General features: G+C 44.0%; 31 protein-coding genes and 2 pseudogenes. 18 read left to right on the forward strand and 15 right to left on the reverse strand.

The window, feature by feature from the left end; translation table 11 throughout:
* Positions 1-190: 190 nt before the first annotated feature.
* From trmY to rsmA, 7 genes are all read left to right on the forward strand, one after another.
* Positions 191-784: a tRNA (pseudouridine(54)-N(1))-methyltransferase TrmY gene (gene trmY / locus O8C65_13240; GenBank protein ID MCZ7357887.1), complete on the forward strand. Its 594-nt coding sequence runs from the start codon at positions 191-193 to the stop codon at positions 782-784.
* A 290-nt stretch (positions 785-1,074) separates the two neighbouring features.
* The gene (locus tag O8C65_13245; GenBank protein MCZ7357888.1) at positions 1,075-1,914 is read left to right on the forward strand and encodes a hypothetical protein; all 840 of its coding nucleotides are present in this window, start codon (positions 1,075-1,077) and stop codon (positions 1,912-1,914) included.
* A 102-nt stretch (positions 1,915-2,016) separates the two neighbouring features.
* Positions 2,017-3,264: a tRNA pseudouridine(54/55) synthase Pus10 gene (locus O8C65_13250; GenBank protein MCZ7357889.1), complete on the forward strand. Its 1,248-nt coding sequence runs from the start codon at positions 2,017-2,019 to the stop codon at positions 3,262-3,264.
* 36 nt (positions 3,265-3,300) lie between these two features.
* Positions 3,301-3,591: a 50S ribosomal protein L21e gene (locus O8C65_13255; GenBank protein MCZ7357890.1), complete on the forward strand. Its 291-nt coding sequence runs from the start codon at positions 3,301-3,303 to the stop codon at positions 3,589-3,591.
* An 11-nt stretch (positions 3,592-3,602) separates the two neighbouring features.
* On the forward strand, positions 3,603-3,956 hold the full coding sequence (locus O8C65_13260) for an RNA polymerase Rpb4 family protein (protein ID MCZ7357891.1): 354 nt from the start codon (positions 3,603-3,605) through the stop codon (positions 3,954-3,956).
* Between the two features lie 79 nt (positions 3,957-4,035).
* A complete protein-coding gene (locus tag O8C65_13265; protein ID MCZ7357892.1) occupies positions 4,036-4,626 on the forward strand; it encodes a DUF655 domain-containing protein in 591 nt (196 codons plus the stop codon).
* A gap of 8 nt (positions 4,627-4,634) precedes the next feature.
* Entirely contained in the window at positions 4,635-5,429 is a 795-nt protein-coding gene (gene rsmA, locus O8C65_13270) for a 16S rRNA (adenine(1518)-N(6)/adenine(1519)-N(6))-dimethyltransferase RsmA (protein ID MCZ7357893.1), read from the forward strand.
* On the opposite strand, the gene O8C65_13275 is transcribed toward rsmA, so the two are convergent.
* Both O8C65_13275 and O8C65_13280 read right to left on the reverse strand, forming a co-directional pair.
* Positions 5,422-8,841: a DNA polymerase II large subunit gene (locus O8C65_13275; protein MCZ7357894.1), complete on the reverse strand. Its 3,420-nt coding sequence runs from the start codon at positions 8,839-8,841 to the stop codon at positions 5,422-5,424. The genes rsmA and O8C65_13275 overlap by 8 nt on opposite strands.
* A complete protein-coding gene (locus tag O8C65_13280) occupies positions 8,838-9,017 on the reverse strand; it encodes a hypothetical protein (protein ID MCZ7357895.1) in 180 nt (59 codons plus the stop codon). Before O8C65_13280 ends, O8C65_13275 begins: the two co-directional genes overlap by 4 nt.
* Before the next feature lie 437 nt (positions 9,018-9,454).
* Between O8C65_13280 and O8C65_13285 the strand changes: the two genes are divergently transcribed.
* Together O8C65_13285 and O8C65_13290 are read left to right on the forward strand one after the other, a co-directional pair.
* Positions 9,455-10,180 carry a hypothetical protein gene (locus O8C65_13285; protein ID MCZ7357896.1) on the forward strand — a complete coding sequence of 242 codons (726 nt, stop codon included), beginning with the start codon at positions 9,455-9,457 and terminating at the stop codon, positions 10,178-10,180.
* 61 nt (positions 10,181-10,241) lie between these two features.
* Positions 10,242-10,841 carry a hypothetical protein gene (locus O8C65_13290; GenBank protein ID MCZ7357897.1) on the forward strand — a complete coding sequence of 200 codons (600 nt, stop codon included), beginning with the start codon at positions 10,242-10,244 and terminating at the stop codon, positions 10,839-10,841.
* Between the two features lie 23 nt (positions 10,842-10,864).
* Here O8C65_13290 and O8C65_13295 read toward each other — a convergent pair whose 3' ends face one another.
* The 7 genes from O8C65_13295 to ahcY all read right to left on the reverse strand — a co-directional run bounded on the left by O8C65_13295 (position 10,865) and on the right by ahcY (position 15,618).
* Positions 10,865-10,999 carry a hypothetical protein gene (locus tag O8C65_13295; protein ID MCZ7357898.1) on the reverse strand — a complete coding sequence of 45 codons (135 nt, stop codon included), beginning with the start codon at positions 10,997-10,999 and terminating at the stop codon, positions 10,865-10,867.
* A gap of 232 nt (positions 11,000-11,231) precedes the next feature.
* A complete protein-coding gene (locus O8C65_13300; protein ID MCZ7357899.1) occupies positions 11,232-11,657 on the reverse strand; it encodes a hypothetical protein in 426 nt (141 codons plus the stop codon).
* Between the two features lie 59 nt (positions 11,658-11,716).
* On the reverse strand, positions 11,717-11,932 hold the full coding sequence (locus tag O8C65_13305) for a hypothetical protein (protein ID MCZ7357900.1): 216 nt from the start codon (positions 11,930-11,932) through the stop codon (positions 11,717-11,719).
* The gene (locus O8C65_13310) at positions 11,929-12,726 is read right to left on the reverse strand and encodes a hypothetical protein (protein MCZ7357901.1); all 798 of its coding nucleotides are present in this window, start codon (positions 12,724-12,726) and stop codon (positions 11,929-11,931) included. Before O8C65_13310 ends, O8C65_13305 begins: the two co-directional genes overlap by 4 nt.
* Complete coding sequence (locus O8C65_13315; GenBank protein MCZ7357902.1) at positions 12,716-13,267, reverse strand: adenylyl-sulfate kinase; 552 nt, start codon at positions 13,265-13,267, stop codon at positions 12,716-12,718. The genes O8C65_13310 and O8C65_13315 overlap by 11 nt, the downstream gene beginning before the upstream one ends.
* A 7-nt stretch (positions 13,268-13,274) precedes the next feature.
* The gene (locus O8C65_13320; protein ID MCZ7357903.1) at positions 13,275-14,360 is read right to left on the reverse strand and encodes a phosphotransferase; all 1,086 of its coding nucleotides are present in this window, start codon (positions 14,358-14,360) and stop codon (positions 13,275-13,277) included.
* 1 nt (position 14,361) lies between these two features.
* Positions 14,362-15,618: an adenosylhomocysteinase gene (ahcY, locus tag O8C65_13325; protein MCZ7357904.1), complete on the reverse strand. Its 1,257-nt coding sequence runs from the start codon at positions 15,616-15,618 to the stop codon at positions 14,362-14,364.
* Positions 15,619-15,668: 50 nt separating this feature from the next.
* Between ahcY and O8C65_13330 the strand changes: the two genes are divergently transcribed.
* Complete coding sequence (locus O8C65_13330) at positions 15,669-16,007, forward strand: hypothetical protein (GenBank protein ID MCZ7357905.1); 339 nt, start codon at positions 15,669-15,671, stop codon at positions 16,005-16,007.
* A gap of 102 nt (positions 16,008-16,109) precedes the next feature.
* Here the strand turns inward: O8C65_13330 and O8C65_13335 are convergent, their stop codons facing one another.
* Positions 16,110-16,358, reverse strand: coding sequence for a hypothetical protein (locus O8C65_13335; protein ID MCZ7357906.1), 249 nt, complete (start codon positions 16,356-16,358; stop codon positions 16,110-16,112).
* 551 nt (positions 16,359-16,909) lie between these two features.
* Here O8C65_13335 and O8C65_13340 point away from each other — a divergent pair.
* The 4 genes from O8C65_13340 to O8C65_13355 all read left to right on the forward strand — a co-directional run bounded on the left by O8C65_13340 (position 16,910) and on the right by O8C65_13355 (position 19,532).
* On the forward strand, positions 16,910-17,458 hold the full coding sequence (locus O8C65_13340; protein ID MCZ7357907.1) for a hypothetical protein: 549 nt from the start codon (positions 16,910-16,912) through the stop codon (positions 17,456-17,458).
* Positions 17,459-17,488: 30 nt separating this feature from the next.
* Positions 17,489-17,695, forward strand: a complete 207-nt coding sequence (locus O8C65_13345) for a hypothetical protein (GenBank protein ID MCZ7357908.1) — start codon at positions 17,489-17,491, stop codon at positions 17,693-17,695.
* A gap of 368 nt (positions 17,696-18,063) precedes the next feature.
* Positions 18,064-18,558, forward strand: a complete 495-nt coding sequence (locus tag O8C65_13350; protein ID MCZ7357909.1) for a CPBP family intramembrane metalloprotease — start codon at positions 18,064-18,066, stop codon at positions 18,556-18,558.
* A gap of 164 nt (positions 18,559-18,722) precedes the next feature.
* Entirely contained in the window at positions 18,723-19,532 is an 810-nt protein-coding gene (locus tag O8C65_13355) for a hypothetical protein (GenBank protein MCZ7357910.1), read from the forward strand.
* Between the two features lie 22 nt (positions 19,533-19,554).
* Here O8C65_13355 and O8C65_13360 read toward each other — a convergent pair whose 3' ends face one another.
* From O8C65_13360 to O8C65_13370, 3 genes and pseudogenes are all read right to left on the reverse strand, one after another.
* Positions 19,555-19,962, reverse strand: a complete 408-nt coding sequence (locus O8C65_13360; protein ID MCZ7357911.1) for a hypothetical protein — start codon at positions 19,960-19,962, stop codon at positions 19,555-19,557.
* 46 nt (positions 19,963-20,008) lie between these two features.
* Positions 20,009-20,428, reverse strand: a pseudogene (tnpA, locus tag O8C65_13365) (IS200/IS605 family transposase).
* 151 nt (positions 20,429-20,579) lie between these two features.
* Positions 20,580-21,938, reverse strand: a complete 1,359-nt coding sequence (locus tag O8C65_13370; protein ID MCZ7357912.1) for an asparagine synthetase B — start codon at positions 21,936-21,938, stop codon at positions 20,580-20,582.
* A gap of 129 nt (positions 21,939-22,067) precedes the next feature.
* Here O8C65_13370 and carA point away from each other — a divergent pair, with 129 nt between their 5' ends.
* The 4 genes from carA to O8C65_13390 all read left to right on the forward strand — a co-directional run bounded on the left by carA (position 22,068) and on the right by O8C65_13390 (position 25,311).
* A complete protein-coding gene (gene carA / locus O8C65_13375; protein MCZ7357913.1) occupies positions 22,068-23,165 on the forward strand; it encodes a glutamine-hydrolyzing carbamoyl-phosphate synthase small subunit in 1,098 nt (365 codons plus the stop codon).
* A gap of 488 nt (positions 23,166-23,653) precedes the next feature.
* Positions 23,654-23,785: a hypothetical protein gene (locus O8C65_13380; GenBank protein MCZ7357914.1), complete on the forward strand. Its 132-nt coding sequence runs from the start codon at positions 23,654-23,656 to the stop codon at positions 23,783-23,785.
* A 41-nt stretch (positions 23,786-23,826) separates the two neighbouring features.
* Positions 23,827-25,128, forward strand: coding sequence for a hypothetical protein (locus O8C65_13385; GenBank protein MCZ7357915.1), 1,302 nt, complete (start codon positions 23,827-23,829; stop codon positions 25,126-25,128).
* A 3-nt stretch (positions 25,129-25,131) separates the two neighbouring features.
* Positions 25,132-25,311 (forward strand): hypothetical protein, encoded by a 180-nt coding sequence (locus O8C65_13390; GenBank protein MCZ7357916.1) that lies wholly within the window; start codon positions 25,132-25,134, stop codon positions 25,309-25,311.
* Positions 25,312-25,359: 48 nt separating this feature from the next.
* Here the strand turns inward: O8C65_13390 and O8C65_13395 are convergent.
* Both O8C65_13395 and O8C65_13400 read right to left on the reverse strand, forming a co-directional pair.
* Positions 25,360-25,772, reverse strand: a pseudogene (locus tag O8C65_13395) (chorismate pyruvate-lyase family protein).
* Positions 25,769-26,080 carry a DUF5611 family protein gene (locus O8C65_13400; GenBank protein MCZ7357917.1) on the reverse strand — a complete coding sequence of 104 codons (312 nt, stop codon included), beginning with the start codon at positions 26,078-26,080 and terminating at the stop codon, positions 25,769-25,771. The pseudogene O8C65_13395 and the gene O8C65_13400 overlap by 4 nt, the downstream one beginning before the upstream one ends.
* Positions 26,081-26,090: the final 10 nt, after the last annotated feature.

Consider the following 26,090-nt stretch of genomic DNA (forward strand, 5'->3'; position numbering starts at 1 on the left):
ATGTTCTTTTATGCATATCGACAGCTGCGCGGAAAGGTCCAGTCACGAAGTCGACCGATATGGTCATGTTGGTAATCGGACCGTTACCACGCTACCCAAAAAGATTAATGGAGGCATTAACATGTCGTCACGAATTGAACGGTCTCCAACAAGCCATCTTTTATTAATAATGATGCCATCCTCTTCATCCATGAAAGATTTCATAATCATTGGCCACAAAGCCGTAACTGCCCCGTTTTCATTGAATGATCTCCCAGGCGCTGCAGGACGCATGGATATCCTGTGCAGATGCATCAATGCTGCGCTCTTTCTCTCCCATGACCTGCGAAGGGATGTCAGAATATATCTTGTCCTGAAAGGGGAACCTTCCCCGCCGAAGCTCATCTGCTTTGATGGAAGGTATGTAAGGTACCTGAGCCCGGATGAGCGAAGCGCAGCATCCCTTATAAAAAAGGCCCTTGAGAAAAATGCCCTGGAATTCTGGACAGAATCTACGCCCGGAGTAAGTATAAAAAAGGGGGATCTTGGCGACATCCTGGGTGAACTGGGCAAAAAAATAACCAATCTGCGGGAGGATGGGGGGGATATTCGTATGAAGACATCCGATGTGTCTTACGGTGACGCTTTATTCGTGCTGGGCGACCACATGGGCCTTACGGAAGATGAGGAGAGAACAATAGAAACTCATGACAATGAAATAGTTAGCGTGGGGCCTCTTTCTCTCCATGCCGACCATTGCATTGTTCTATTGCATAATGAGATGGATAGGAAAATAGCATTCTGAACGCAAATCTTTATGGAACTCCATAAGGCCTGATGCGCATAATGATTTTAGGCTGATAATTTGAGCTTTTCCAGGAAGGCCTGGTCCTTGAACTTTGAGGGTATGTGCTTCAACGCATATTCCCAGGGGAAAGTTTTAATAGGTAATATTATAATGATTATAATAATCATTGACGGTTTTGAATAATACCATCTTGAATGAAATGGGAGGAAAATCTGGAATATAATAATAATTGAGCAACGCAGGTCGCCAAAACTCAGCATTGCTCAAGCCCCCTTTGGAGAGAGCAGATGAATCTATTAATCGCCCCTGTATTAATTATTTCTGGCATGCTGGCGCTTCAGGCAAATTTTGCTGGGGGAAATATCCTTGCTTCACCGGAAATACAAATTGCCGTACCTGCGGCAGAGATACCCGTGGCGGCCAGTACGCCGATTCAAGCCCAGGTTCCTATTATCTCACTTGCGGAAAAGCCGTATCCTGAGCCCTCATATGTTCCTGTTATGAGACCGTATCTTGTAAATAAAGCCAATGATATATGGTATGCAAAAGATCCCTCATCGTATATCACTCCAGATAATGAATGGGTAAAGTATTATGCTTCGCAGTTGTATGTCAATTATGACGGGAGGATCCGATATAAAAATAAATCGGTTCCAGCAAGCATCGATGCAAAAGGCAATATTCTCTCTTTGACGGATGAACCCTTTGTCAATAATTATTCCTTCGGCATTTATGGGATTTTTGATAGGGATAATATTCCCTGGTTAATGCCGGATTACTATCTAACTCATGGAAGAACTGGTGTATGTTCAGCATGGATGGCCACGGTTGCAAGTCTAATGCTCAGTGGAGAGATGTCAATTAAAGATGGTGACGCTTTTACAAAACAAGTCATCCCGGTAAAGGCCGTTTTGGGTTATATGAATGGATATCGCGATGGATGGGTCGAATACAACGTACATGGGAAGATTTTCTTGACTTCGACCGCCTTGGTCACGGTCGGGGTTGGCGAATTGACTGAAAAAAAATCAGCCACTGAATTTGTGGAAAAGAAAGATAAGACAACAGCCAGGCCAGTTTTTGAATTCACCGATCATTATTTTGGTGGATATAAATCATGGAAATGAAATAATTATTATATAATATAATATTGTAATTTTATAAAAATTATTTCGCTGAACGACTACCCATAGAAATGTATATAGAATCCAGCGCTTATTCAGACCCGGATGACAATTCTGGATACGGCGCGCAAAATCGTACATGAAGGCCCTATCTGCGATAACTGCCTGGGGAGACAATTCGCTAAGCTTTCAACCGGATTGTCAAATGACAGGCGGGGCAAAGCATTAAAACTCGTGCTTGCCATGGAGGCGGGTGCAGAAAATGATGATACACTGAAAGGAGAGCTTGCCAGAAGCGAAGGTGAGATCAAATGCTGGGTATGCAACAATCTTTTCAAGCACTTAGATCCGTGGGCTGAGAAGGTCCTCGGTGCGTTTTCGGACTATGAATACGGCAATTTTCTTGTAGGCACGAAGATGACGGGTCTCCTTGCCGAAAATGAAGAGATTGTCTGGGCAGAAAGCGGGACTACCTTTGCAGAACCCCTGAAGACAGAACTTAACCGCGAAGTGGGGAAAAGGGTAGAAAAAATAACAGGAAAGCGGGCAAACCTCAAAAAACCGGAAATAGTAGCACTTCTTGACCTTGAAAATGATGCGGTTGAACTCGAAGTGAACTCTCTGTACATATACGGCAGGTACAGGAAACTGGTCCGGGGTATCCCACAGACCAGATGGCCGTGCAGGGTATGCGGCGGCAAGGGATGCGAGCGCTGTGACAACACAGGCAGGATGTATCAGGAATCAGTGGACGAGCTCATAAGACCGCATCTTATCAAGGCTGCAGAATGCGAGGATACGGCGTTTCACGGAGCGGGGCGCGAGGACATCGATGCCTTGATGCTTGGCGAGGGGAGACCGTTCGTGGTCGAGGCAAAAAAGCCTCATCTGAGAAATATCGATCTAATTTCGCTCGAATATGAAATAAACAGCAAAGCAGAAGGAAAAATCGAGGTAACGGGGCTGAAATTCGTTGAAAGCGAAACAGTAGAGAAGATAAAATCAATGAAAGCGAATAAGGTTTATCGCCTTAAGATAGAACATAATACGAGCGAGGAAAAACTTAAATCATCCCTTGACATAATAAGCGGAACCCTTATCAAACAGAAAACACCCACTAGAGTGCTTCACAGGCGGGCCGACCTTGAAAGGGTACGCAAGGTACATTCGACGGCTATCGAATCCTTCGGTGATAATACCGCAGTCATCACTATCCATTGCGAAGGTGGGCTTTATGTCAAGGAACTTGTTTCCGGGGATGGCGGGCGCACAATGCCCAGTTTGGCTGGCCTTACCGGAAGTGAAGCAAAGGTTATAGAACTTGAAGTCATTAAAGTAGACGGGAAAGAATAAACTTATATTATAACACTTATAATTCGGAGGACTATTATGGCAAAAACCCACGGAACAAGAAGAAAATCAAGATATAAACTCAAGAAAACAGTAAGAGAAAAAGGACTATCTCCAATAAGCAGGGCTGTACAGGAATTTGCCGAAGGTGATCTCGTAAATATTGATCTTGACCCGGGAATCCAGAATGGCATGCCGCACCCCAAATTCCAGGGTAAGACTGGAAGGGTCGTAGGTCAGCGCGGTCGTGCATATCTTGTTGAGGTTCGGGACGGCGGGCTTATGAAAGAAGTTATTGCGCTGCCTGAACATTTGACCTCACAAAAATAACCGGTGAAATAATGATAGTAAAACAGATTCTCGGCGAGGAAATACTGACCCTGCCTGAAGTTCGGCAAGTGCTTGATCAGGTGAGAGAAGAAAGAGAGAATGAAGAGGGCAAGGAACTGGGCTATGAATTGCGAAAAGCAATATCACATGCTGAGATGTTTGCAAGGCTCGATCCGATCAAATCCAGGGAACTTGTGAATGAACTTATAAAACTTGAAAAAATGAAACCTGAGATAGCAGTAAGGATCGCTGATACTCTGCCACTATCCAATGATGAGATAAGATCGATATATGCAAAGGAACGGTATACCCTTACAGAACAGGAATTGAAACAGATTCTGGAACTGGTTCTTAAATTTGCTTGAATCTGATTGTAAAACTATATAAACTTCTATTCTAATTATTAGTGGTTGAGCAAGGAGACGCTAGCGTCAGTGGTATTTGATGATAACTTTCGGGAAAAAGGCGGAAAAAGAAGATTTTGCATATATACTGGATTACTTGCATTATGGACGTTCTGATGACAATCGTCCGATGTACCAGAAGAAACCTCTTGCACAGGGAGTCGGCGAAAAACATTTTGTATTAATGGAGATGACTCCGAAAGAGAACGTGATGCCGAAGGCCCAGGACAGGGTGTATATAGGGGAAGGGGACAGGCCTGTAATAGACCATGTGAAGAGGCGTATCATCTATAATGAGCTTACCCATGGAGCCCAGATGGAACTTCCGCCCGTAATAGAAAAGGTAGTCCTGACCGATGAAAACAGGTTCTTATCTTTCTTTAATGATGCTTATCCCATAACAACGCGTTTGCATATGCTTGAATTGCTGCCGGGAATAGGTAAAAAACTCATGTGGGGTATAATAGACGAGAGGAAAAAAGGAGAGTTCACATCTTTTAAGAACCTCGTTGAAAGGGTCAAAGGTCTCCATGCTCCGGAGAAACTGATCGCGAACAGGGTTATGGATGAATTAAAGGATGAGACCATAAAATACCGGATTTTCACGACCCCGACGCCTCCAAAAAGATAAAGCCGAAGATATTCATTAGCGGGTTCACTGTGAAATGGTATAAAAAGGACCAGCATTTTTTAATAGATAAACGGGTTCTCAACAGGATAATAGACTTCGGCGGATTAAATCGCTCCGATATCGTGCTGGAAATTGGCGCGGGCTATGGCAATCTTACCGGGGCGATAGCTGAAAAAGCCGGAAAGGTCATAGCAATTGAAGCGGATCCTGATCTTGCAGCATCTCTTGACAGGTGGGATAATGTTGAGGTGATAACGGGAGATGCGCGGAAGATTGAATTCCCGAATTTTAATAAAGTGATATCCAATCTGCCTTATTCCATATCCTCCCCTGTCACTTTCAAACTGCTGAGATATAAATTCGAACTTGGGATTTTGATGTACCAGTATGAGTTTGCAAAAAGGATGGTCGCAAAGGCGGGCAGCGAGGATTACAGCAGGCTCTCAATTGCTGTCCAGTATTATGCTGACGCCGAGTTGCTGGAGGTCGTTCCAGAAAGCGCGTTCAGCGCCCCGCCAAAGGTCAGGTCTGCCATTGTGAGGCTGGTTCCCCGACCGCCGCTTTTCAAAGTTAGCGACCAGGATTTTTTTATGAGATTCATCACTGCAGCCTTTTCCCAGAGGAGGAAAAAGCTCAGGAATGCCATATTGAATAATGCAGTTTCACTTGGGATCAAGAAAAGTGATGTGGAAAGGCTGCCGCGGGAAAAGTTGGACGTCAGGGCAGAGACGCTGTCATCCCAGGAACTTGCGGAGCTTTCAGACATCCTGGCCAGCGGAAAAATGAAAATTCCAATCACATGAAATCCGCAAGCCCTTTCTGTTTCACCTTATCGCTCTCGAACAATGACCTCATCTCAAGCTCGAGCAGTTCCAGTCTCTGCTTCGTGTAATGCCTTACATTGTACTCATCTGCGATGCGAAGCGATGTTTCAAGATACTTTCTCACAGAGCCCTCATGGACGGTAAGCACGATATTCCCGCCGCACTTGGGACAGGTGCCGCGCAGGGGCGGACGCCTGAACTTTGCATTGCATTTTGTACACCTGACCTTCTGTTTAGAGAAAGAGCGCAGATTCCCTATCAGGTCAGGCAGGAAATGCGAGTTTATGATCCTTTCTGCAACGTCCTGGGGGTCAACAGCCCTTATTTTCCGTGCCAGGGCGAGTTGAGCGTCCATTTTCTCTATCATGGTCCCCAGTGTCTTGTATGCACTGTTCCTAGGCCCTGCTGCAATATTGGAAGTGTCGTGGGTGAAACCAAAACCCTCGTACTGTGCTGGAGTACCAAGCCTGCCGCTCACTGTATCCATTAGTTTCACGATATCCCTGGGGTTCATGAATTTCATTGTGGCCTCATAGAACTCGAGAGGGTACTGGAATGTCACATCTACGTTATGTGTTTCCTTATCGACTTCATTGGGGTCGATGCGCGAGGTCAGCACAAGCGGCGCATCCATCTGTCCTCCCCTCTTGTCGGGAAGGTATGAGCGCGAGAAATTCAAAAGCCCGTCCATCAGAAGCATTACGCAGTCCTCGTCACCATCGCAGTTGCGCCGTTTTGCAGCATGGAAAAAGGGATGTGCATAACCCACGGATGCAGTGGTGAAACCGATCAGACGCCCGAGTACCCCGGCAGAGGTATGGGGGGCAAGTCCGATAACAAGTTTTCCTATGAGGTCGTCTGTCCTGCTCATGTTATAGTAAGAACCCACTTTATAATATTTCGTAAGGAGGTCGTCAACAAATCTCGCGGTCTTTAGCAGGTATTCTGCGCAATCCTTTGAGACAACGATGTCCTGCACTTTCAGTTCAAGGGTCTGGTTCTCGTCTGTAAGCGGCCTGCCATATATGTCTTTCTCATAACCCAGTTCTTTCAGTTTCGCCGCCGGAACGCCTATCTCTCTGGGTCTGATATGGGTGAGGGGCAGGTCGGAAAGGTCATACCTCACAGTGCCGTCCTTGAACATCACAATGTCGTGTTTTGCACGCAGGATGCCTTTTTCAAGCGGCTCAGGCGTCTTGTTTTTCGAAGTAAGACCCAGGACCCCTTTTATTGCAACATTATCCCTTTCCCCGACATTTTCCAGGGCATCCATGTACTCTTTCTTGAGATCTACAGAAGTCTCTGTCACTGAGGTAGTTTCTTTTTTACATTTCGGGCATACCGGCCTGTTCACCTCAATCCCGCATGCATGGCATCGCAGGACCGCATTCGTAAATTTTCCGCATTTGCACCTGTTCTTGAAAGTCCGGATTTTACATGATGGGCAGATGCGCTCGCCTATCTGTACTTTTATCGTCCCGACCTTTTCTTTCTGGACAGACAGCCCTATTTTGAATTCATTATTCCTCTCCCCACCATCGTCGTCAACGTATTCTTTGGCGCTCTGGAGCGAGCGGCGCCGTCCGCCTGCTTCACCGATGGGAAAAAGTACATGAGGCGCCGGCTTCATCTCACGCTTGTCAGATTTTTCAGGTCTTCCCATCCTTCCGCCGATCCTGATGGGAGCCCGCCTGCGTATAGTAATTCCGCTCATCCTGGAAACAGTTTCCATGATATCAGTTTCTGTTGCTGTCCATGTTTTTTTCAGATCCCTTGCAAGTCCCATGCACCGGATAAATGGCAATGGCTCTTCGATATGAATCTGCTTCTCGCGCACGATATGCGGGACAAGAAGGGTCTCCAAAATAGTTTTTATTTTACTATCAAGTGGAATTGAGAGTTTTCCATTGAATTTACCATTTTGCTGGATGTATTCTGCAAGCTCGCAGTATTCATCAAGGCTGATATCATGCCAGAGATAGGTGTATTTTGGATGAAGGGGTACTTTGTAGGTATCGGAGAGCGAGAGTGCTTTATTTTCATCCGGGTTTTTCAAATCTCCCAGGTCTTTTATAGGTGTTTTGGAAGCAAGTTCCTGTACCCACCACTCATAACAGTATGACGACGGCACCAGAGGATGGTTGTTCTCAAGGAAATCCCCATAATTTATCAATATCTCACCGATATCCAGGATCCTCTGTACTGAGGGCCTGATCCTTTGAGCCTCTTCGGCAGTATCAACTCTCAAAACATCCCCGTTGAACAAACGCACGGTAGGCCCTTCGATCGTATCCACGGGCGCAATGCCTGCGGCCTTTCCAGGGCGTTCGATCTTTATCTGGGTTCCTGCGGCAAGAAAATCGTCCATCAGGATCATTGTGGCAGGACTGATACCAGCCGCTGCAAAACAGGTGTTCCTGCTCCTCCCGTACCTGAGCCGGAAGCCTCCCGGCCTTGAGGGATACGAAAATACGGGTCTTCCTGCGATCAGATCCTGCAGATACTTGTCCTTCGGCTTTAGCTGTGCCGAAGTATCATCGCTTTTGACAGTGACCGTGAATTTCTCAAGCCAGTCCCAGCCGTCGAGTTTGAGCTTGTCCACATGTTTCTTCACCTTCGGGGCTTTGAGCGCGATGCCCTCGGCGATGACAAGAGCCATACCGCCGCGTATCCTGTTCGTCTCGATCCTTTCAAGGTCCCGGCGCCCTTCCACTTCTGCTTCTTCCGTAGGCTCGCCGTCTATGCAGATAGGGCAGTTGCGCACGATCAGGCGAATTTCCTCATCGGTAGGCAGGTATTGCAGGTGAACTGCCCTGTGATATGCGGTGATCTCTTCGACGTACCTTTCGACCTCTTCCGGCCGCGGTACGAACCTGTTGATGCCGAGGTTGATGCGCACATAATCAGCGGCAAGCACGGAAAGCGCCTGCGCCGTGCCGCCTGCGCTCCGTATGGGACCGGCATAATAGATCCTGATATACTCCGAGCCGTCATCGTTTTTCGCAAGGTCGATCTTTGCTATTCCTTCTATCGGCGCAGCAACAACGCCTTCCGTGAGCACAGCCATGGCGATCCTCACAGCGGCCTCTATCGCATCCTTTTTTGAATCGAACTGCTTGATCTTCCCGCTCGCGACTTCAAGACCGAGCTGCAGCGAAGCCTCCTCCCTCGACATTGACTCTTCAAGCTCTCTTAACCGCCTGGCAACCCCCTCCACGCCTATGAGTTTCTCAACCCTGTCTGCAAGGTCTTTCGCTATCGGGATCTCTATCTCCGGCTTCGGGTCTGCGCCGTTGGCGCGCGCGCTGTTGGCGAGGGCGATCGCGCGGTTGAGCTCTGTTTCAAGCCCGTTGAAATAAACCAGCATTGCTTCGCTGGCGGCGAATTTCATGTATCGAGCCCTCTAAATACAAACCGCAGATGAAGGCGCCCAGAGTCACGCCTCTGGAGGGCGCATTCACGTATGGCTTCGCCATACGTGTCAGTAACGCGAATGAACGCAGATACGCGATTACTTTGCGCCCTCTGCTCTTTTTTTATTATTTGATTCGACCCTTCAACAAACATTACAGGCTGAAATCAGGCTGGAATGAGATAAAGATTGTTATGATCTTTATATTCAAATTGGATTTTTAATGAGGCAGCTTCTTATTATGCCTACCGGCGGCTTTTGGTGAGGTTAAAAGTACTGCGACTGGTTTATGTATTTTAATACTTTCGCTCTTGCTATAAGATTTTGCGTATGAACCCTGAGTATCGATTTGAATAAAAGAACTGAAAGGAGAGCTTCTGCATTATATAAAAACACTATCTGCAGGCCATGGAATTAAGTCCGGGGTTTGTGACTTAAAACGATGGGTCTTTCATGCTCGGAAAGGTATAAAATTATAGGAAAACCCCCATGTAAATTAAAAATAGGCGCGAATAATATTATATACCAATATCGTATACGAATGAATTATGCAAAGAATGAAAGAATCTGCAAATTTGGTAAGTGATAAAAAATGAGTGAAAAGAAGGAACTCACAAAAAAGACCATTGTTCCAGCATATTTAGATAAAACCCCTAGTTCTGACCATATTGTAAATTTAGTTAAAGCTGCGATTTCAGGAATACCAATTATCGGAGGGGCTCTTGGTTCGCTTGTCAATGATTATATTCCAAATAAAAAACTAGAAAGACTTCTTGATTTTATTAAACAATTATCTGAAAACATCGAAAGGTTTAAAGATGAAATAAACGAAGATTTCGTAAGAACGGATGAATTTGCATATCTATTTGAGCAAACATATAAACTTGTTCTTGAGAATTATCAGAAAGAGAAATTAGAGTTTTTAATGGCGCTACTTGTAAATTCATTAAGAGGAAGAGATCTTAAGGCGGATACAATGGAGTACTATTTGAAAAAAATTGAGACATTATCTCCACTTCATCTCGGTATGTTGAGATTTCTGAGCTTCCCTGTTGATTGCTTTGCAGAAATTGGAATAAAACCTGGAAATGTTAAAGGTTATAATTTTTCTCGAACACTTCAAACTTATTTTAATGAGGTTCCATTGGATGTTTTGAAAGGCATTTTTGGAGACCTTTACCAAATGGGTTTTACGAATACAGATAGGAATATATTTGGTACCATGACGGCAGGCAGCGGAGTAGATATTATCAGTGGTAGGGTTTCCCCTTTGGGTAAAGATTTTATGGATTTCTGCACAATAAAACTTAAAAAATGATGGATACTAAAAATGGACAATAACGTAACTTGTTAGTTTAGCAAGCAATTGAATAATTTATATGAACTCTAAAAATATAAAAAGATATATTCCTAGTAAAGCTAGTTTATGGGGCGTGGATGATTTTATTAGAAATCAACATAATATAGCCGAACGTTGGCTGAGAAAGGGGAATGAGACAGAAGATATATACTCTAAGTTCTTCTTTTACTTCGCAGGATTTAACGCCATTTATTTTCAATGGGGAGTAATTAATAAAATTGATGGTAGTCAACAAGAGAAAATTCAAAATTTGCTTGAACAACTTGGTGATTCAAAGGCTAAAGAAATAATTGATGAAGTTAAGAACGAAGTCGAGTACTTTTGCCGACGTAAACCGATACAGAAAATGAATAGAAGAATTGGCGAAAAACTTATGGTTGGATATTCAGATGACGGCATTAGATATCAAAAGATACTTCAAGATGAATATCGGCCTGCACTGGAGCGAATCGTATCTTTGGGGCAAATTCTATATTTGGTTAGATCAAATCTTGTTCATGGAAGTAAAGAAGAATCAGGATCCGGAGATGATTTTGAGATTATCAAATCAAGTATAGAACCCTTAAAGGTCCTTCTTACTGAAGGAATAACATGGTCGAAAAAACAATGTCCATTTTAGAAATCTCTTTAATGGATCTTGTTTTATTTATTTAATTCACGTTTAGCTTTTAATTGTCTGATATACGCATCCGCTAATTCTTTATCCAAAGAACTAATTACTTTTGCGCCACAAAACTCACAAAACCAACTATATTTCGTACCTTCAATTGGTTTCATGAAGCCATCACAGTTCTCACATCGTTTGCGGGTTTTTTTGGTCATATTATTTACCTATTTCAATATTTGTTTAATGTATAAACACTAAATTATGCTTTTCGGTTCCAATCATGTATTAGCTCATGTGGAAAGACATATCTCCTACTCAGAGAAGCGATAAAAAGCCAGATAAATTCCCTGAAAGATGTGATTTTGGCGTTCTGTGAAATTTCCAGAATCCATAACCTACATCTTAATCTCCTTCAAGGATGACTTCGTACCATGGTATGTCAGTGTCTCCTACTACCTTTTCTGCCTTGATAGATAAAATCTCACTATCGTCATATATTCCCAGCGGTTTACTCGGGTGAATATCCCTCAGTTCAGGATTAGACCATCGCATATCTAGTTTGGACCGTTCATCTGCTGCCATAAGTCCATCACAAACTCCAGTGATAAAGTTGTCGAGATCCCCTGTAATTGTATTATTAACAGGTCCAACATGAATTTCAATTGAAAGTCGGATGTTCCATTTTAAAGGTTCTCTGCCCTGTAAAACTCGTAGGGCAGCCAGACGAAGTTTTTCAAGTCGCCTTGCCTCTGTTGGTTTGCCCCACATCGAATTTGCACCATCTTTTTTAGGTGGAAAATCGTCATTAACTCTAAACTGAAATTTCATAACTCACCTATAACTGTTATCTTAGTTTGTAATTTCTTTATCAATGTAAATAAGCAACATCATGAATCATGCAGTCTGCGGGACTGCGCATCGTAATCAATAACAGGCACTTTCTTGACATGATTTTTACCTTCCTTAAGCTCAAGTAAACCTTTACCTTCTAAGAAAGTGAGGTCATTATACATATTTGACTCTTTATGCTTCAGCCAGTTCGCTGATGGATTCCTTTTCCCTGATAATCTGAAGCAGAGCTCCAGCCCGGGTAGCGCAATCACATCTCCAATGCCTTCACAATTCTATCGCGCAGTTCCTTATTTTTCGTCCCGATAATAGATAGACCGGTCGCCCTGACATCATTAGCTATAACCTCTCCTTCAAGATCTGTGAGCACTCCTCCCGCCTCTTTCAAAATCAAAGCCGACGCCATTATGTCATAACCGCTCACAAGCCCCCTCGTATCGATCACACCATCCAGCGTTCCATCTGCCACGTAGCACATATCAAGCGCAATGCTGCCAAACGCCCTGACTATGATGGATTTTTCAAGTTCAATTAGACCGGGGGGTACTTCAGGCACGCCATAAGAATACACCGAAACCACAGGTTTTAGGCGGGTGCCCCTTTTTTTATCAATCATTCTTTCTCCATTCAAAAAAGCGCCTTTTCCCTGTTGGGCACAATAGATATTGTTCTGTATATCGCAGATCACAGCCATTCCGATATCCCCGAAATTTGCGATATCAGTCTTATCCGTATAAGCAAGCGATGTGCAGAAAAACGGAATCCCGCATGTGGCATTGGTAGAGCCGTCTATGGGGTCAAAAATAAGCATGAACTCCGGATGCTTTCCCACTGTCCTGTCCCCGAGTTCCTCCGATATTATTCTTGCAGACAGCCCGCGTTCATTCAGGGCATCGTCGAGCGCATGTTCTGCGGCCATATCCATTTTGCGCGTAATGTCCTTTGGCCTTTTCACGACCATCTCGCCGTAATCCTCATTTTCCTTTATGAAAGAATTGATAACATCCCTGATCTCGATCCCTATCTCGATCAAAGTTTCAATTTGCATGCAATTCTCCAAAAAGAGTGATTATGATATCAGCGACTTTTTGTGCACTCTCGTCAGGTCTCATTTTATCAGAATCTATAATTATCTCAGGTTTAAGGGGTTCTTCGTATGGCACATTTACACCCGGAACGGTTGCCCCCGAACCCGCTGCTTTTTTGTATATCCCCTTTGGTGAAAACACAGCTTTCCTGTGGGCCTCGCGTTCCATGCATACCGGGAGTGGGCACCGGACAAACACTTCGGCGAAATTCGGGATTATCCTTCGGGCTGCATCACGGTATTTCCTTCTGTTCGCAGTTGCATCAATAAATACATTGACCCCGCATTCCGTGAGAAGTTTTGCCATATATGCAAGGGAGGCATATACAATATCCCTCTCCTCATCCGTATATTTCGGAGAAGGCGTAAGGACCCTTCGGATCTCGTCAAGCTGAAGGATCCTTATATTGGATCCCTTTTGCCTAAGGATGGACGCTGTACGCGATGCGATCGCCGTCTTACCGCTTCCCGGAAGACCCGTGAACCAGACTGCAAAGGCCATTTTTCCCCTATAGATAAGAATTTACGTCTTGATAATCAAATTCTGCGCTATCAAGCACATTATCGATAAAATTAAAAAGCTTGGTGCGCACGCCGGGGTCGAGATTGGGGTACCATATGGGGCTGGCTACCACAAGACTTCTGAAAACATAGAAAGGCTGGATCACTTCCAACAGCTCCCTGTCTTCTGTTCTTTCAAGGTAATTGTTAAAGAAGAGTTCATACAATTCCTTGAAAGGCCCGGCAAGCTCACCATATTTTTGCAATGAATAGAAAATGTAGTTCATTGTTATAGAAGAAACATCATCAGCAGCCTCGCCCCATTCCCCCCGGCTTCTGTCAAGAACAGTAAAGTCCGCACCATCGCGGAACATGATGTTCCAGGGATGGAAATCGCCATGTGTCATGCAGAGGCGATGAACCTTTCCTTTCATTTTGTATCGCCAGTCCACGCATTTTTTTTCAATTTCGCACAGGTCGTCCCAGCTCACAAAATCCAGGTTTTCAGGATAGCTGTCCGTCAATCCCATGATGCACTCGCCGTGCCCAACATTATCCCTGATCTTCCGCAGGTACAGTTCCCGGTCATCATGCTTTGCGGCATGGATCCTGGCAAGATATGAGGAAAGCGCCCTTGTCCTCTCCTTATCAAGTGAAGTGAGTTTTCCTTCCTTCTTTATCCTTTCAAGGTCAAGGAAATATTCCTTCCCTTCGATCTTTTCCATTAGAATGAAATACTCTTCAGCCTTCCCGGCGGAAAAAAGTTCACCCTCGTGCGTGAAGTACCCAACGTCAAGAGATCGCGCATGAGAGGGCAAGTTATTAAAAACAGAATTCTGCCATATCAATATCTGAGCCCTGTCCGAGAAATGGTCATGCCCGAAACCCTTCTGTACGCGCATGGATGAAAGAACGACAGAATGCTTTTTTCCTTTTGCCTCAAATACGATAAGATAGGGCTTGCCGTAACCGAATCCTTTGATGCCTTCTTCAACCTCGAGGGGTATTCCGCCAAGTTCGCTTATCGCGGTAACTTTCGCGCTTCCGTATAATTCCTGCAGATAATCTTCGACCGCTTTTATCCCCAACTGCATCTTATGTCCCCATTGTCCAGGAATGGAGGTATTTATCCTGCTCTTCGGTGAGGGTTTCTATCTCAATACCCATGGCCTCAAGCTTGAGTTTAGCCACGCGGCTGTCTATTTCGAACGGCACCCTGTAGACCTGGTTCTCAAGCGTGCTGCCTTTTTCTGCGATGTACCTGACGGCAAGTGCCTGGTTCGCAAAGCTCATATCCATGACCTCAGGGGGATGCCCGAATGCGCTGGCAAGGTTCACGAGCCTGCCTTCAGCAAGAAGGTAGATTCTCCGCCCGTCTTTCAAGACAAATTCCTGCACATCATTCTTTATCTGGTTGACTTTCTTTGACATCGCGGTAAGTGCCGGGATATCGATCTCAACATTGAAATGCCCTGAGTTGCACACTATCGCCTGGTCTTTCATGACCTGGAAATGTTCTTTGCTGATAACGGAGATGTCCCCGGTGACAGTGATAAATAAGTCCCCGACTTTTGCCGCTTCCTTCATTGGCATTACCCTGAACCCGTCCATGACAGCTTCAAGTGCCTTTCTGGGCTCGACCTCGACAACGACAACGTTGCCGCCCAGTCCGCGAGCCCGTGAAGATACTCCTCTTCCGCACCAACCGTAACCGGCAACTACGATGTTTTTCCCGGCAAAAAGTATGTTCGTTGCGTTCATTATCCCGTGTATGGTGCTCTGCCCTGTGCCGTAGCGGTTATCGAACATCATCTTGGTCTCGGCATCGTTAACTGCGACCACCGGGTATTTCAAAGCGCCCTCTGCAGCCATGGCTCGAAGCCTTATCACACCTGTCGTGGTTTCCTCGCATCCGCCTTTTATGCCTTTTATCAATTCCTGGTGCTTTGAGTGCACAAGTGCTATGGTATCTGCGCCATCGTCTAATGTTACATGAGGTTTGATCTTAAGCGCCTCTTCAAGGCACTCATAATATTGTTTCTCGTCCTCGCCTTTTATCGCGAATGTCTTGATTCCCTCGGAAGCGAGGGCTGCAGCAACATCATCCTGTGTGCTCAACGGGTTTGAGGCAGTTAAGGCGATATTTGCGCCCCCCGCCTTCATGGCATGAATGAGATTTGCGGTCTCGACCGTCACATGAAGGCATGCCACCACATTGATGCCCTTAAGCGGTTTTTCTTTTTCGAACTGTTCCTTTATCTTTTGGAGAACTGGCATATGTCTTCGTGCCCATTCGATCCTCTGTTTTCCCTCATCTGCAAGGTTTATGTCTTTTATAATATAATCTTTCATCAAAATCCCTTTAATTTTAAACCAGACTCAAATGCCCAAGATACTTATTAATGGTTTCTATTGCTATCAACCAAAAGTTAAATGGAATGTGCTTTAAATGCAGATCATGGGCTGAAAAAATACCTGGCCGGATAGAACGTGCATCATTGCCAAGGCTCAGTGAGATCAGCGGCGATGTCAAAACCCTGGATGTTAAAATAGAGAGCATAAGAAATGAAACAAAGATAGAGATTGAAGGTCTCGAAAATGAGACAAAGATTGAGATTGATGGTCTTAGAAAGGAAATTGAGAGCTACAGGAAAGAAATGATGTCTGGATTTCAGGGTCTGGATTATAGATTTGAAAGCATGGATCACAGATTTGAAGCAATCAATACAGACTTGAGTTGATATAAAAGTCACCCAAACCCCGTACGATGTACGAGGCCTGTATATCCCATTTTCATGAATATCTATTTCCCCCTCACTCTTTCAACTACCCTTCTGTTCCTCTCAACAGCCTGCGCCGCCCACAGCCCTCTTCATAGCCTCAAATTCCGCGGCGTCTTCTCGCCCGCAAGTTTCTTTAGGCATATATGCTGATTCCCTGAAGCGGGGCGTAAAATCGCGGATTTCCCCGCCAACTATCAATTCCGCGCCCTTTCCCTCTTTGACCTCCTCGACAATATCGATAGCCACACCTCTTATGCCTTTATGCGATAACTCCTCAGGGTGATAACCGTTCGCGAATCTTTTTTGCATACCAGAACGTCCAGATAATAGTGAAAATGGTAGCGAAGCCGATGATAAATGGAGAAACAATGAGTACAACAGGCGTGGGTAGGCTGTAGACCATGATTATCCTGACAAGAAATTCTTTAACATATACTACACCCCAAACCAGAGTTACGAGCCTGCGCCGCCGCCGCACAGTCCAACATGTTTGGACGAGATAGGTTTTTTATACCAAGTATTCAGGTATGCCAGGTCAGAATTGGGCGAAGAGCAATAGTTCAATATTCAGTAAGGGTCGACTGCTATAACTACGAAACCATTCGTAGTTTAAGAAAGTCTTTTAAGAGTTAGATGTCTAGGAGTAATTTAATAGATGATAATTAAAGGAGGTGATTCAATGAAAAAGATATATATTATATAGGGAATTGTATCCATTCTTCTATTATCAGGATGCCTGGATAATACAAAAGCTGATGCAAATGTCAATGGCGAAAACGATTCAGTAGATATTGATACAAACTATACTGCAAACTCAACCGATAGTGGAACATACCTTGCAGGAGAAAATATCACCCTGGATGGAAAAGAGATTGTATCTTGAGTATCCTCAAGACCTTTCTTATAATACTGCAAGGAAAACAGGTCGAATGTATTACAGGTGGATAAATATGAAAAACATAGAAAGAAAAAAATTGGTTATTATTGTAGTAGCAATTCTGGCAGTTTGTGCAATAGCAGTACTTGCATATTTTGCCCCAATGCAAAAAAGTAAATATGTACATATTGTTAGCGAAGTTGGTATTTCGCAGGGAGCAGTAGAAAATAATACAAAAATGGAAATCATAAAAGTACACGGATCATTCTGGAATGATGGAAACATGGTTGCCAAAAATCTAGCTGCCGTAATAATATTTGAAGATACGGCGAATAGTAAAGTTGTCAGGAAAAATATTCCAATAGGAGGCGACCTGCCTCCGAACACAGGATCACTAATGTCATTTGATTCGGAATATACAAGAGAGAAGACCATGCCAGAAACGGATTTAAATATAACTGTCCAATTTGATTGGATGGAGAACGGGCAGTCGAAAACTACTTTGATGCCTGTGCATTCTGTACAGCAATAAAATTCGAAAAACAAAAAAGAGGAATAAAAAATGAATAATGATCCGAAAACTTTGGTTTTGACAATCCAACTTTTTACTTTGTATGGTAGCGGTATCACAGGACTTGCCAGCCTTATATTGGCATTTTTTCCCTTTGTAAATGGGGATTTTTTAAGTACAGGAATATATTTGCTGGCAGCAGCACTGTCATTTGGGCTCATGGCAAACGCCGTCTTTCGTGAAGGGTTTATGCGTTAATATCTTACCTTCTCATTGAGGCACGGGCAGTCAAGAACCACTTTAATACCTGTGGAGTCTGCATAATATTAACAATTCGAAAAACAAAAAGGAAGAATAAAATAATATTATAAGGAGGTAGCAATTCATATTCAACAGCATTCCATTACAAAATCTATCATCCTGCATTTGCTGCCTGGGGCATTGATTGTAATATTGTATGTTGGAACAGCACCCATCGCCATACGTTGGGATATCCACCCATCTTTGCAATGCTCCTGGTCTCACTGTTCATTCTGATAACTTTCGAGTTGGGACATCTAATCTATCAGGGAAAAAAGAGAAATGGCAAATGGTCTCTACGTGGAATAGTTCTCTACCGGGAACATATGCCAATCAGGCTATATGCCTATCTGGTCCCATTGCTTACAATTCTAGCTTTCATTATTTTGATACTTACAAGCCCGCTTGATACGATTCTGATTGACATGTTATCGTGGCTGCCTAAATGGTTCGTTATGGCGGATACGACCCAATATGTGCATTATCCCAAATCATCACTTATCATAACATTTGCACTTGCATTAATGCTCAATGGAATAGTATTTCCACTCATCGAGGAGATTTATTTTCGCGGATACCTGATGCCACGAATTTCCCGATTTGGTTTGTGGACTCCTGTGATAGGGCATTTTCTTTTCACGATATATCACTTCTGGCAGCCTTACAATTATCCAACCGTCTTTTTGGGTGTGCTACCACTAACACTGGCGTTATGGTGGAAACGCAATATCAGACTGGGTATTATTACGCATTGCTTGTTGAATATCATAGGAGGTCTTCTAACAATAGGCTTGGTGTTAGGACAAATAATTAAGATGTGAACAAGATGAAACTTAGTAACTTTGGAATATTGATGATGGGTCAAATCATATCGCGCTTAGATAAATAAAATCTGACTTGATTTTTTTTCAATTATCTCAGGTTTGCAATGCACAATCATTAAAATATACTATGGAGCTATTAAGGTGCTAGGTGAAGAACGGTTATGAAGTCAGAAATGGCAATGACAAAATCTGCTTATAGAGTCTTAATATTGGGCATAATACTGTCTCTGATTTATTCCCGGGCTTTCTCTTTCACATTGATACCAGTTTTCGAAGGTTTTGTGCTTGCCATATTTCTTGCATGGTTCATTTCGAAAGTGGATTTGAAACCCCGTAGTGCATTTATACTCATCTGGTTCAGCCTTTTTATGATTGGATTTTTCAATAATTTGTTAGAAGCGTATTTCTTCACTAAAGTGTACCAATCTGAATCTTTGATAATGGCAATTCTAATTTCTCTTTTCATCTCTCTATTGGAAAGCGCCTCAGCGATTTTCCTGTTACGACCTGAAGGAAGCAATGATATAACTGCTGCATTGAAAAGCCATATAAGATCAAGAACCGCAAGTTCCTGGGTGAAAAGAATAATCGCAGCATCGGCCGTATATTTCCTTATTTATTTCATTTTCGGCTTGATGGTATCACCGTTCGTGATGCCGTACTACTCGCAACCATCTTCAGGCCTGGTTATACCTTCCATTACGCTAATGATACCCCTTGAGCTTCTGAGAGGATTCATTTATGCTGTTGTCCTTTTAGTTGTTTTTGCCGGAATCAAAACAGAGCAGAGATTGAACTTTGCAGTCGCTTCGGCACTGCTCTACATTCCGGGAGCATTCCTGCCTTTAATTTCCAGCATGATGTCGTTGAGCTTCATTTCTGCAGTCGCGCCTTACCACATGGTTGAGATACTCGCCGATTCGGTGGTATACGGGTACGCAGCTTCGCGCCTTATAGGCGCAAAAAGTTAAGACTGGAAAACCGTTTAAAAGTTCATAACATCTGGGCTTTGCAATTGGTTTTTTCAATACTCAAAATATTGTTCAGCCAATTGCAGTCTTCATTGAAATCAAAAAAGAATTGCACCGTTTCTGTCTCCATTAATTCCATTTCTGCCCTGGTATGCGGTGAATCAACCAAAACAATGGCAGTGTAGTTCACTTTTTCTTCGATTAATCTACTTTGTGACCATATCTTCCACGTCTTATGTGCAGCCAAATCCGTAAAACTAATGCCTCTCATGTCGATAATCAGGTTAAACCTGCCATATCTGTGAATTACTTTATTGATAATTTCATTGGCTTCATTTATACCGCGTTTTACCTCCTCAACATCTATCACACCCGTTATTTGATGAATAATTGTAGCTGGAATCTTTTTGTATTCTGTTGTTTTAATCATTTTATTTGTTATGTCCCTTGCGTTTTGGGAGCATGAGGATTATCATTCAAGTCACGGTATACCCCGGACAAATTGTCCAAGGCCTGTAGATACCGTTTCTCTTATTTTCCCCTATTATATTCATATACATCTTGCTCACGAATATATTTTCCACAACCTCCCATCCATTCCCAACACTCCCATGGAAACAGCTCGGTGCCCAGAGATGATCACCGCACCATTCCTGAAGGTGGGGAAACTCCTTCCTTAATATTCTGCTTGAAACTCCTTTTATCTTCTTTGCGATGAAACTCAGCGAGTACTTTGGAGGATATTTGAAGAAAATATGCACATGGTCTGGATTTACAGCAATCTCGATGACCATCTCCACGCATGTCTTACAAATTATCCCCTCGCATATCATAGCCACATGCATCCTGCCCCTGTATTTCGGGGAAAAAACAAGATGGTCAGTGAGCAGCGAAACCGTATGCCTGGCGCAGCTCTTTCCTGTTCATATATTACCACCCGGATATTTCACTTGTTCATCTGCTATATAAACACGCGAGCGGGGCGAAACTGTTCATAACTTAAGATTCGGTGCAGGGCTTTAATGTGGTGCGATGTGTATAATGCGCTCAGAAATCTTTTATGCTTTCCAGATATTTTCCAGGAGATCGAATCCCATGGAACCCATTTTTCTTCGCGAGCTTTTCAAGCGCCGAATATAATCCGCTGCTGTACTGTGCAGCTTTTTTTTCTTTCCAGGCAATATCAGCAGGTATTACTTTTTCTGCTGTTTTCCGCAGAATGTATTTGCGCACACCGTTATGTATCTTAAGCACGGGGTCGATCCTCAAGGCGAGTTCCACAACCTCCCGGTCAAGGTAAGGCACCCGGAGTTCGACTGCATTTGCCATTGTTACGGCATCATCCCTCTCAAGATTTGTCTGTGCGATATTATCGAGATCTTTACGGAGCGCAATTTCGAGCTCATCCGCTTTCATGGATTCATATCGCTTATATCCTGCAAAGAGTTCATCTGCGCCCTGTCCGGACATCATCACGCAGATCCCGTCCTCATTCGCGTCTCTGGATGCAAAATACAATGGCAGGGCTATGCTTATCCTGAGAGGGTCGGTTGATTCAACCGCTCCCAGCACGTCCGGAAGAGCCGATTCCAGGTCATCCATTGCAAGTTCATGCCAATGAAGTCTATCTGATAATCCAAGAGCAAGAGCCGCTTTTTTTGCCCAATTCATATCGTGCGATCCTGCCATACCCACTGAGTACAATTCAGAATCGTAAGATAACGCCGCGATAAGAGAACTGTCAAGCCCTCCTGAAAAAGCGATACCACACGGCTTATACCTGCGCTTTTCCACAGCCATCTCTATTGCACTGAATAGTGCATCAGAAGCAGTTTGTTCATCTGTAATCCTCTCACCACATGCGAAACTTACTACTTTCTTTTGTGTTGTGCCGTTCCCATTATGTGAGAGCATGTATCCGGGTGGAACGGATGATATTTGATTGATGCCTATCACATGAAGCGCTTTTTTCTCAGACGCGAAAGCAAATACTCCGTTTTCATAACCATAATAAAGTGGCTTTACACCTGCCGGGTCACGAGCAAGTCGGAGTTGATCGCCTGACGCATATCCGAAGGCATAATCGCCATCCAATTCCCCGATGGCTGACTCAATGCCTTTTTTTTCGATGAGCGAAAAAAGCACCTCGCTGTCTGAATCCGTTTCAATATCAAGCCTTCTCGCAATATCCCTGAAATTATAAATTTCCCCATTGTATGTGAGCGCGCCTCTATTATATACAGGCTGCTTTTTTTCACCTGTGATTTTCAACAAAACATTGCCTATTGAGATATCGCCGGCAGTGTATACGCCACTGCCATCAGGCCCTCTATGCTTCAGGACATTAATCATTCTCCTGACCAGTATTTCCGAATCGTTCCCTTTCACACCGGCTATTCCGCACATGGTAGCAGTCTATAATATATCTAAAATTTTTTCAATCAATGGGGCTATAACACTGCCTTGTTTAAAAATGGTTCCATGCCGCATCAGGAATCGTAACCTATTTACCATGCTTTTACCCTTTTAACGGTCGTGAAAGCAGTATTAGGCCTTGAAGATGGGACTTTTGTCAAAGGAGAAGGATTAGGGGTAGAAGGAATCGTTCAGGGAGAGCTCGTTTTTACTACCCAGTACACGGGATATGAGGAAGCTCTCACAGACCCCTCGTATAAGGGCCAGATACTCATGTTCACATACCCGCTAATTGGCAATTACGGCATAAGCGGTGAGACTTTCCAGTCAGACGGCATGAAAGCAGAAGGACTGGTTGTAAGAGAAGCCTGCGACCATCCCTCCCACCACAGATCCCGCCGCTCCATTTATGAGTTCCTGAAAGATGAAGGGAAATCAGGCATAATGGGAGTGGACACTCGGATGCTCACCATAAAAACAAGGGAATACGGCACAATGAAAGCTGCAATAATCACCGGAGATGACGACGGCGAAGAGGCGGTCAGGCTTGCACGGGAGCAGCCCGACATAGGCGGCCTTGACCTTATAAGTAAAGTCACATGCAGGGAGCCATATCAGGTAAAAGGCCATGAGGAAGGGGGCAATATCGTGCTCATGGATTTCGGCGTGAAGCGGAATATCGTTAAAAGCCTGAACAGCAGGGGTATAAATGTAACCGTTGTCCCCGCAGCAACAAGGACGGAGGATATCCTGAAATACGAACCTGATGCTATTCTTTTATCTAATGGCCCTGGTGACCCGCAGCAGGCAACTAACGGCATAGCTGTTGTCAAAGAGCTTGCAGGGGAGCTTCCCATCTTTGGAATTTGCCTCGGACATCAGATCATATCCCTTGCCCTCGGCGGAGAGACCTATAAGATGAAATTCGGCCATCGTGGAGCCAACCAACCCGTAAAAGACCTGAAAAAGGGCATCGTGTATATCACCTCGCAGAACCACGGCTATGCTGTGGATGAAAGCAGCATAGATAAGAAGGAGGCTTCCATAACCCAGCTCAACACCAATGACGGGACGGTTGAAGGGCTGGAGCATAAATATCTGGATATCATGTCGGTCCAGTATCATCCAGAGGCACATCCCGGGCCCCTGGATACTGAGAAGATCTTTTTTGATAGGGTTGCTGAGAAAACCAGAATGATGAAAGTAAAGGTTAAATAACCACTCTGCCTCATCCCCGACTTTATCTCTTCCCCGAGCTTTCGTTTTTGTGCCCGGTCCACGTCAGCCATGAGTTCGCTTCGCAGATGCACTTCAGAGAGTTCCTGGTTCCTCACATGGCTGCGTCCATGGCCGCGGTCATCGTGGTCGTACCTTCTTAAAATTCCTATTGCAATTAATCCTCCATCTTTTTTTGTTTAGCATACCTTATGCAGGCTTCAGAGGTGTCTATTGTAATGCCTCTGTTTACTAATTTATCCAGGTATTGCTTTGAGTCTTCCGAAATTCTTGCGCTTATTGCGTATTATCTGCTTACGATATTAGAAACCTCTGTGTTTGCTAATGTATACAATGGAAAACGATATATATCCATAAGGATTACCTTTAAATCATAATGATACTAATAATTATAATTTAGCTATCTTTGTTAAATGTGATGATATTAATGATATTCAACTGGAACAAAAAAGGAGAGGAAAAATCGAATAATGCCCCAGAAATGTGGTATCAAAAAACCAAACGGATCCAAAGACCATTGGAGCCAGGGAAAAGAAATGTTCGGGCTGTGGCTCGACCCATCTCCATACAGGCAGGCTTCAGCGGGGAGTAAGACAGGATAAGAACCAAACTGAACGTGGCTGAATTTCAATAAGAGGTAAATATGAGACAACAAAAAAATCCATTAGAAAAACTACTTTCCGGCACTAGCGCATCGGCAAAAATCCCATCGGTGGCAAAAGAGGGGATTGTTTCGCTGCTTATCAGCATCGTGGCGAACGAGGCCACCTCAAACATAGGAATCTTCTCTGCCGGGAGCCTATTGCGTCTTCTCCTAATGTTCCTTGTGACACTGGGCATAATACACTACTCGCTCAGGATACTGGAGCAGAATAAAAGAAATCACGCAAAACTTGAGGACTTACGGGAAGCGAATAGCAGGAAAATGCTAAATAGCCTGAGCAGTGCCCGCACTATTCTTGATCGCATTATTCAGAATTCTGGTGAGGTGACGGAGCTTCGCACCTTAAGGACAAGGCTCACTTCCACTATCTTTGAAGCTCAGAACCCGAACATGGAGAAGTTCAATAAAAGACCGGCGACGATAGAAGAATTCAACTCATCGGAGCAACTGGTTGTTGAGTGCGCGGAAAAGCTTGTAGAGGAACTTGAGCTGCAATTGACGGGCGAAGTGAATATAAATGCCATTGCTCGCCTTGTGGATGCGGCAGGGGAAGCTGTCCATAGCCGAATAACGCTAACTAAAGATCTAAAAGATCTATATATTGAGAGCATTAAAGAAGAAGAATACGAAAGGAAGAAAATACCGAAGGAAGCTTCTTCAGAATTAAAGCTCTACCTGAACACCCTTCGGGCAAAATATGCATCGAACAGACCTGAAATACTTCATACTGGAGATTACCTTCCAGATGCAAGATGGGAATATCGCGCAGGCGATAAGAATGTCATCGCAAAATTATCCCAGGGATTTGGGACCCCACTTTTAATAGAAGCAAGGTGGCAGGATAGCGGCGTGATAGAGTGCGTGCAGAAAGAAGCCGAGGGTACTAAAAAGAACCAGTATAAATGCCTCTGCCTTGTTAATACTTCGTGGGAAAGGGAGAGCAGGGATTTCGCAGTGAGTTATTTCCATCCGCAGTTATCTCTTTACCTGTATGGGTTGAAAGAGGGACTTTTTTACAATAAAGAGAATTCCGCAGCAAGCCATTACGAGTTCTGGTTCAATAATGAGCAAAAATATGAGACACTGGAAGAGCGCGCAGAAAAGTTCATCGAGACAAATGAATTCTTTATAGCTCATGATATGGCAAGTTCGCTTGGATTGAAGGCCGATGGTGCGGAAAAGCTGCTGGACAGGCTTGAGAATATTGGGGCTATCACGGATGTTAGCTTTAAATCGGATACTGAAAGGAAGTACACAAAGTCAAAAAAAGAGGAACATTAAGCTGTGATAAAGAGGCGCTTCAGAAGTACCGCTTCAAGAGGCACTGGAAGGAAAGCAGCCAAGAAATCTTCGCCACCTGACTTTGAGAAGGCCATGAAAGGAAGAGGTTCATCCATAATCCCATGGATGGCTGTTGAGCAAATAAAAAGAAGCGGGGAAGAAGAGCTTTTCGCGAGATGTTGAAACTTGGAGAAAGGTTAGACAGGTTCAATAATATCGCGATATAAAACCTTACATTTTCCATCTGTCATCGATGGGAAAACACTCATTTATCCACATCAAGATTTCTTCATTAAAGATAATTTTGTATTCCCTCGAAAGCACGGGAATATCTCCAAAGAACTCATGCCGGATGATTTCCATCTTTAAAATATCCCTGCGGGTCTCAAGCTTATAGTCCCTCAGGATCCTGCCTATCGGTATATCGAGGTAACGATGCGCCTGTTAACTTCATCCCCTTTTTCTATTTCCAGAAGCTCCGCAATGGAGGGTGTTGCTTTTATTAGAGCCTGTTCCAGGGTTTTGACTTCTACATCTTTCCCTGTGAGCACTTCAAGAAGCTGTGTGATCGAGCCATCGGTTCCGGCACAGATACGAAGACAGGTGGGAATCTCCGGTCTCTTAAGGATATCCCACAAATTCAATCTCCCTGTACTGCTTTTTTGGCTTGTTTCAGTCGTTCCTTGGCGGTATGACCCGTGGCCTCTTCAAGAAATACCCTGTAGCGCTTATTGGTTTCAAGGATCACTTCGTTGCTTACATCCTTATTAGATTCAGTATCCACTCTGAGCTTTTTGTTTTCAATCCATACTATTAACCGCCCGAAAGCGCCATAACTCATAGTGAGCTGACCATTCGCTTCTTTAATCTCTGCGGGGAAATTCTTCTCCAGTACATTCCGGATCCTTGCCGGGTCCGGTGAATAACCACGTTTAAATGAATACTCCTGAATAATATCACCA

The sequence above is a fragment of the Candidatus Methanoperedens sp. genome (genome assembly GCA_027460535.1).
GTDB lineage: Archaea > Halobacteriota > Methanosarcinia > Methanosarcinales > Methanoperedenaceae > Methanoperedens.

What these genes read in the sequence shown, in the direction of transcription:
- O8C65_13310 (MCZ7357901.1), bottom strand. Translation starts at nt 12,726, where the DNA reads ATGCAAATTGAAACTTTGATCGAGATAGGGATCGAGATCAGGGATGTT.
- O8C65_13345 (MCZ7357908.1), top strand. Translation starts at nt 17,489, where the DNA reads ATGAATAATGATCCGAAAACTTTGGTTTTGACAATCCAACTTTTTACT.
- O8C65_13315 (MCZ7357902.1), bottom strand. Translation starts at nt 13,267, where the DNA reads ATGGCCTTTGCAGTCTGGTTCACGGGTCTTCCGGGAAGCGGTAAGACG.
- O8C65_13280 (MCZ7357895.1), bottom strand. Translation starts at nt 9,017, where the DNA reads ATGTTTGTTGAAGGGTCGAATCAAATAATAAAAAAAGAGCAGAGGGCG.
- O8C65_13335 (MCZ7357906.1), bottom strand. Translation starts at nt 16,358, where the DNA reads ATGCAAAAAAGATTCGCGAACGGTTATCACCCTGAGGAGTTATCGCAT.
- O8C65_13275 (MCZ7357894.1), bottom strand. Translation starts at nt 8,841, where the DNA reads ATGAAATTCGCCGCCAGCGAAGCAATGCTGGTTTATTTCAACGGGCTT.
- O8C65_13255 (MCZ7357890.1), top strand. Translation starts at nt 3,301, where the DNA reads ATGGCAAAAACCCACGGAACAAGAAGAAAATCAAGATATAAACTCAAG.
- O8C65_13290 (MCZ7357897.1), top strand. Translation starts at nt 10,242, where the DNA reads ATGAACTCTAAAAATATAAAAAGATATATTCCTAGTAAAGCTAGTTTA.
- O8C65_13370 (MCZ7357912.1), bottom strand. Translation starts at nt 21,938, where the DNA reads ATGTGCGGAATAGCCGGTGTGAAAGGGAACGATTCGGAAATACTGGTC.
- O8C65_13340 (MCZ7357907.1), top strand. Translation starts at nt 16,910, where the DNA reads ATGGAAAAGAGATTGTATCTTGAGTATCCTCAAGACCTTTCTTATAAT.
- O8C65_13320 (MCZ7357903.1), bottom strand. Translation starts at nt 14,360, where the DNA reads ATGCAGTTGGGGATAAAAGCGGTCGAAGATTATCTGCAGGAATTATAC.
- O8C65_13350 (MCZ7357909.1), top strand. Translation starts at nt 18,064, where the DNA reads ATGCCAATCAGGCTATATGCCTATCTGGTCCCATTGCTTACAATTCTA.
- trmY (MCZ7357887.1), top strand. Translation starts at nt 191, where the DNA reads ATGAAAGATTTCATAATCATTGGCCACAAAGCCGTAACTGCCCCGTTT.
- O8C65_13245 (MCZ7357888.1), top strand. Translation starts at nt 1,075, where the DNA reads ATGAATCTATTAATCGCCCCTGTATTAATTATTTCTGGCATGCTGGCG.
- O8C65_13250 (MCZ7357889.1), top strand. Translation starts at nt 2,017, where the DNA reads ATGACAATTCTGGATACGGCGCGCAAAATCGTACATGAAGGCCCTATC.
- O8C65_13385 (MCZ7357915.1), top strand. Translation starts at nt 23,827, where the DNA reads ATGAGACAACAAAAAAATCCATTAGAAAAACTACTTTCCGGCACTAGC.
- O8C65_13260 (MCZ7357891.1), top strand. Translation starts at nt 3,603, where the DNA reads ATGATAGTAAAACAGATTCTCGGCGAGGAAATACTGACCCTGCCTGAA.
- O8C65_13330 (MCZ7357905.1), top strand. Translation starts at nt 15,669, where the DNA reads ATGGTTTCTATTGCTATCAACCAAAAGTTAAATGGAATGTGCTTTAAA.
- O8C65_13360 (MCZ7357911.1), bottom strand. Translation starts at nt 19,962, where the DNA reads ATGATTAAAACAACAGAATACAAAAAGATTCCAGCTACAATTATTCAT.
- O8C65_13265 (MCZ7357892.1), top strand. Translation starts at nt 4,036, where the DNA reads ATGATAACTTTCGGGAAAAAGGCGGAAAAAGAAGATTTTGCATATATA.
- O8C65_13300 (MCZ7357899.1), bottom strand. Translation starts at nt 11,657, where the DNA reads ATGAAATTTCAGTTTAGAGTTAATGACGATTTTCCACCTAAAAAAGAT.
- O8C65_13380 (MCZ7357914.1), top strand. Translation starts at nt 23,654, where the DNA reads ATGCCCCAGAAATGTGGTATCAAAAAACCAAACGGATCCAAAGACCAT.
- O8C65_13285 (MCZ7357896.1), top strand. Translation starts at nt 9,455, where the DNA reads ATGAGTGAAAAGAAGGAACTCACAAAAAAGACCATTGTTCCAGCATAT.
- O8C65_13355 (MCZ7357910.1), top strand. Translation starts at nt 18,723, where the DNA reads ATGAAGTCAGAAATGGCAATGACAAAATCTGCTTATAGAGTCTTAATA.
- O8C65_13295 (MCZ7357898.1), bottom strand. Translation starts at nt 10,999, where the DNA reads ATGAAACCAATTGAAGGTACGAAATATAGTTGGTTTTGTGAGTTTTGT.
- ahcY (MCZ7357904.1), bottom strand. Translation starts at nt 15,618, where the DNA reads ATGAAAGATTATATTATAAAAGACATAAACCTTGCAGATGAGGGAAAA.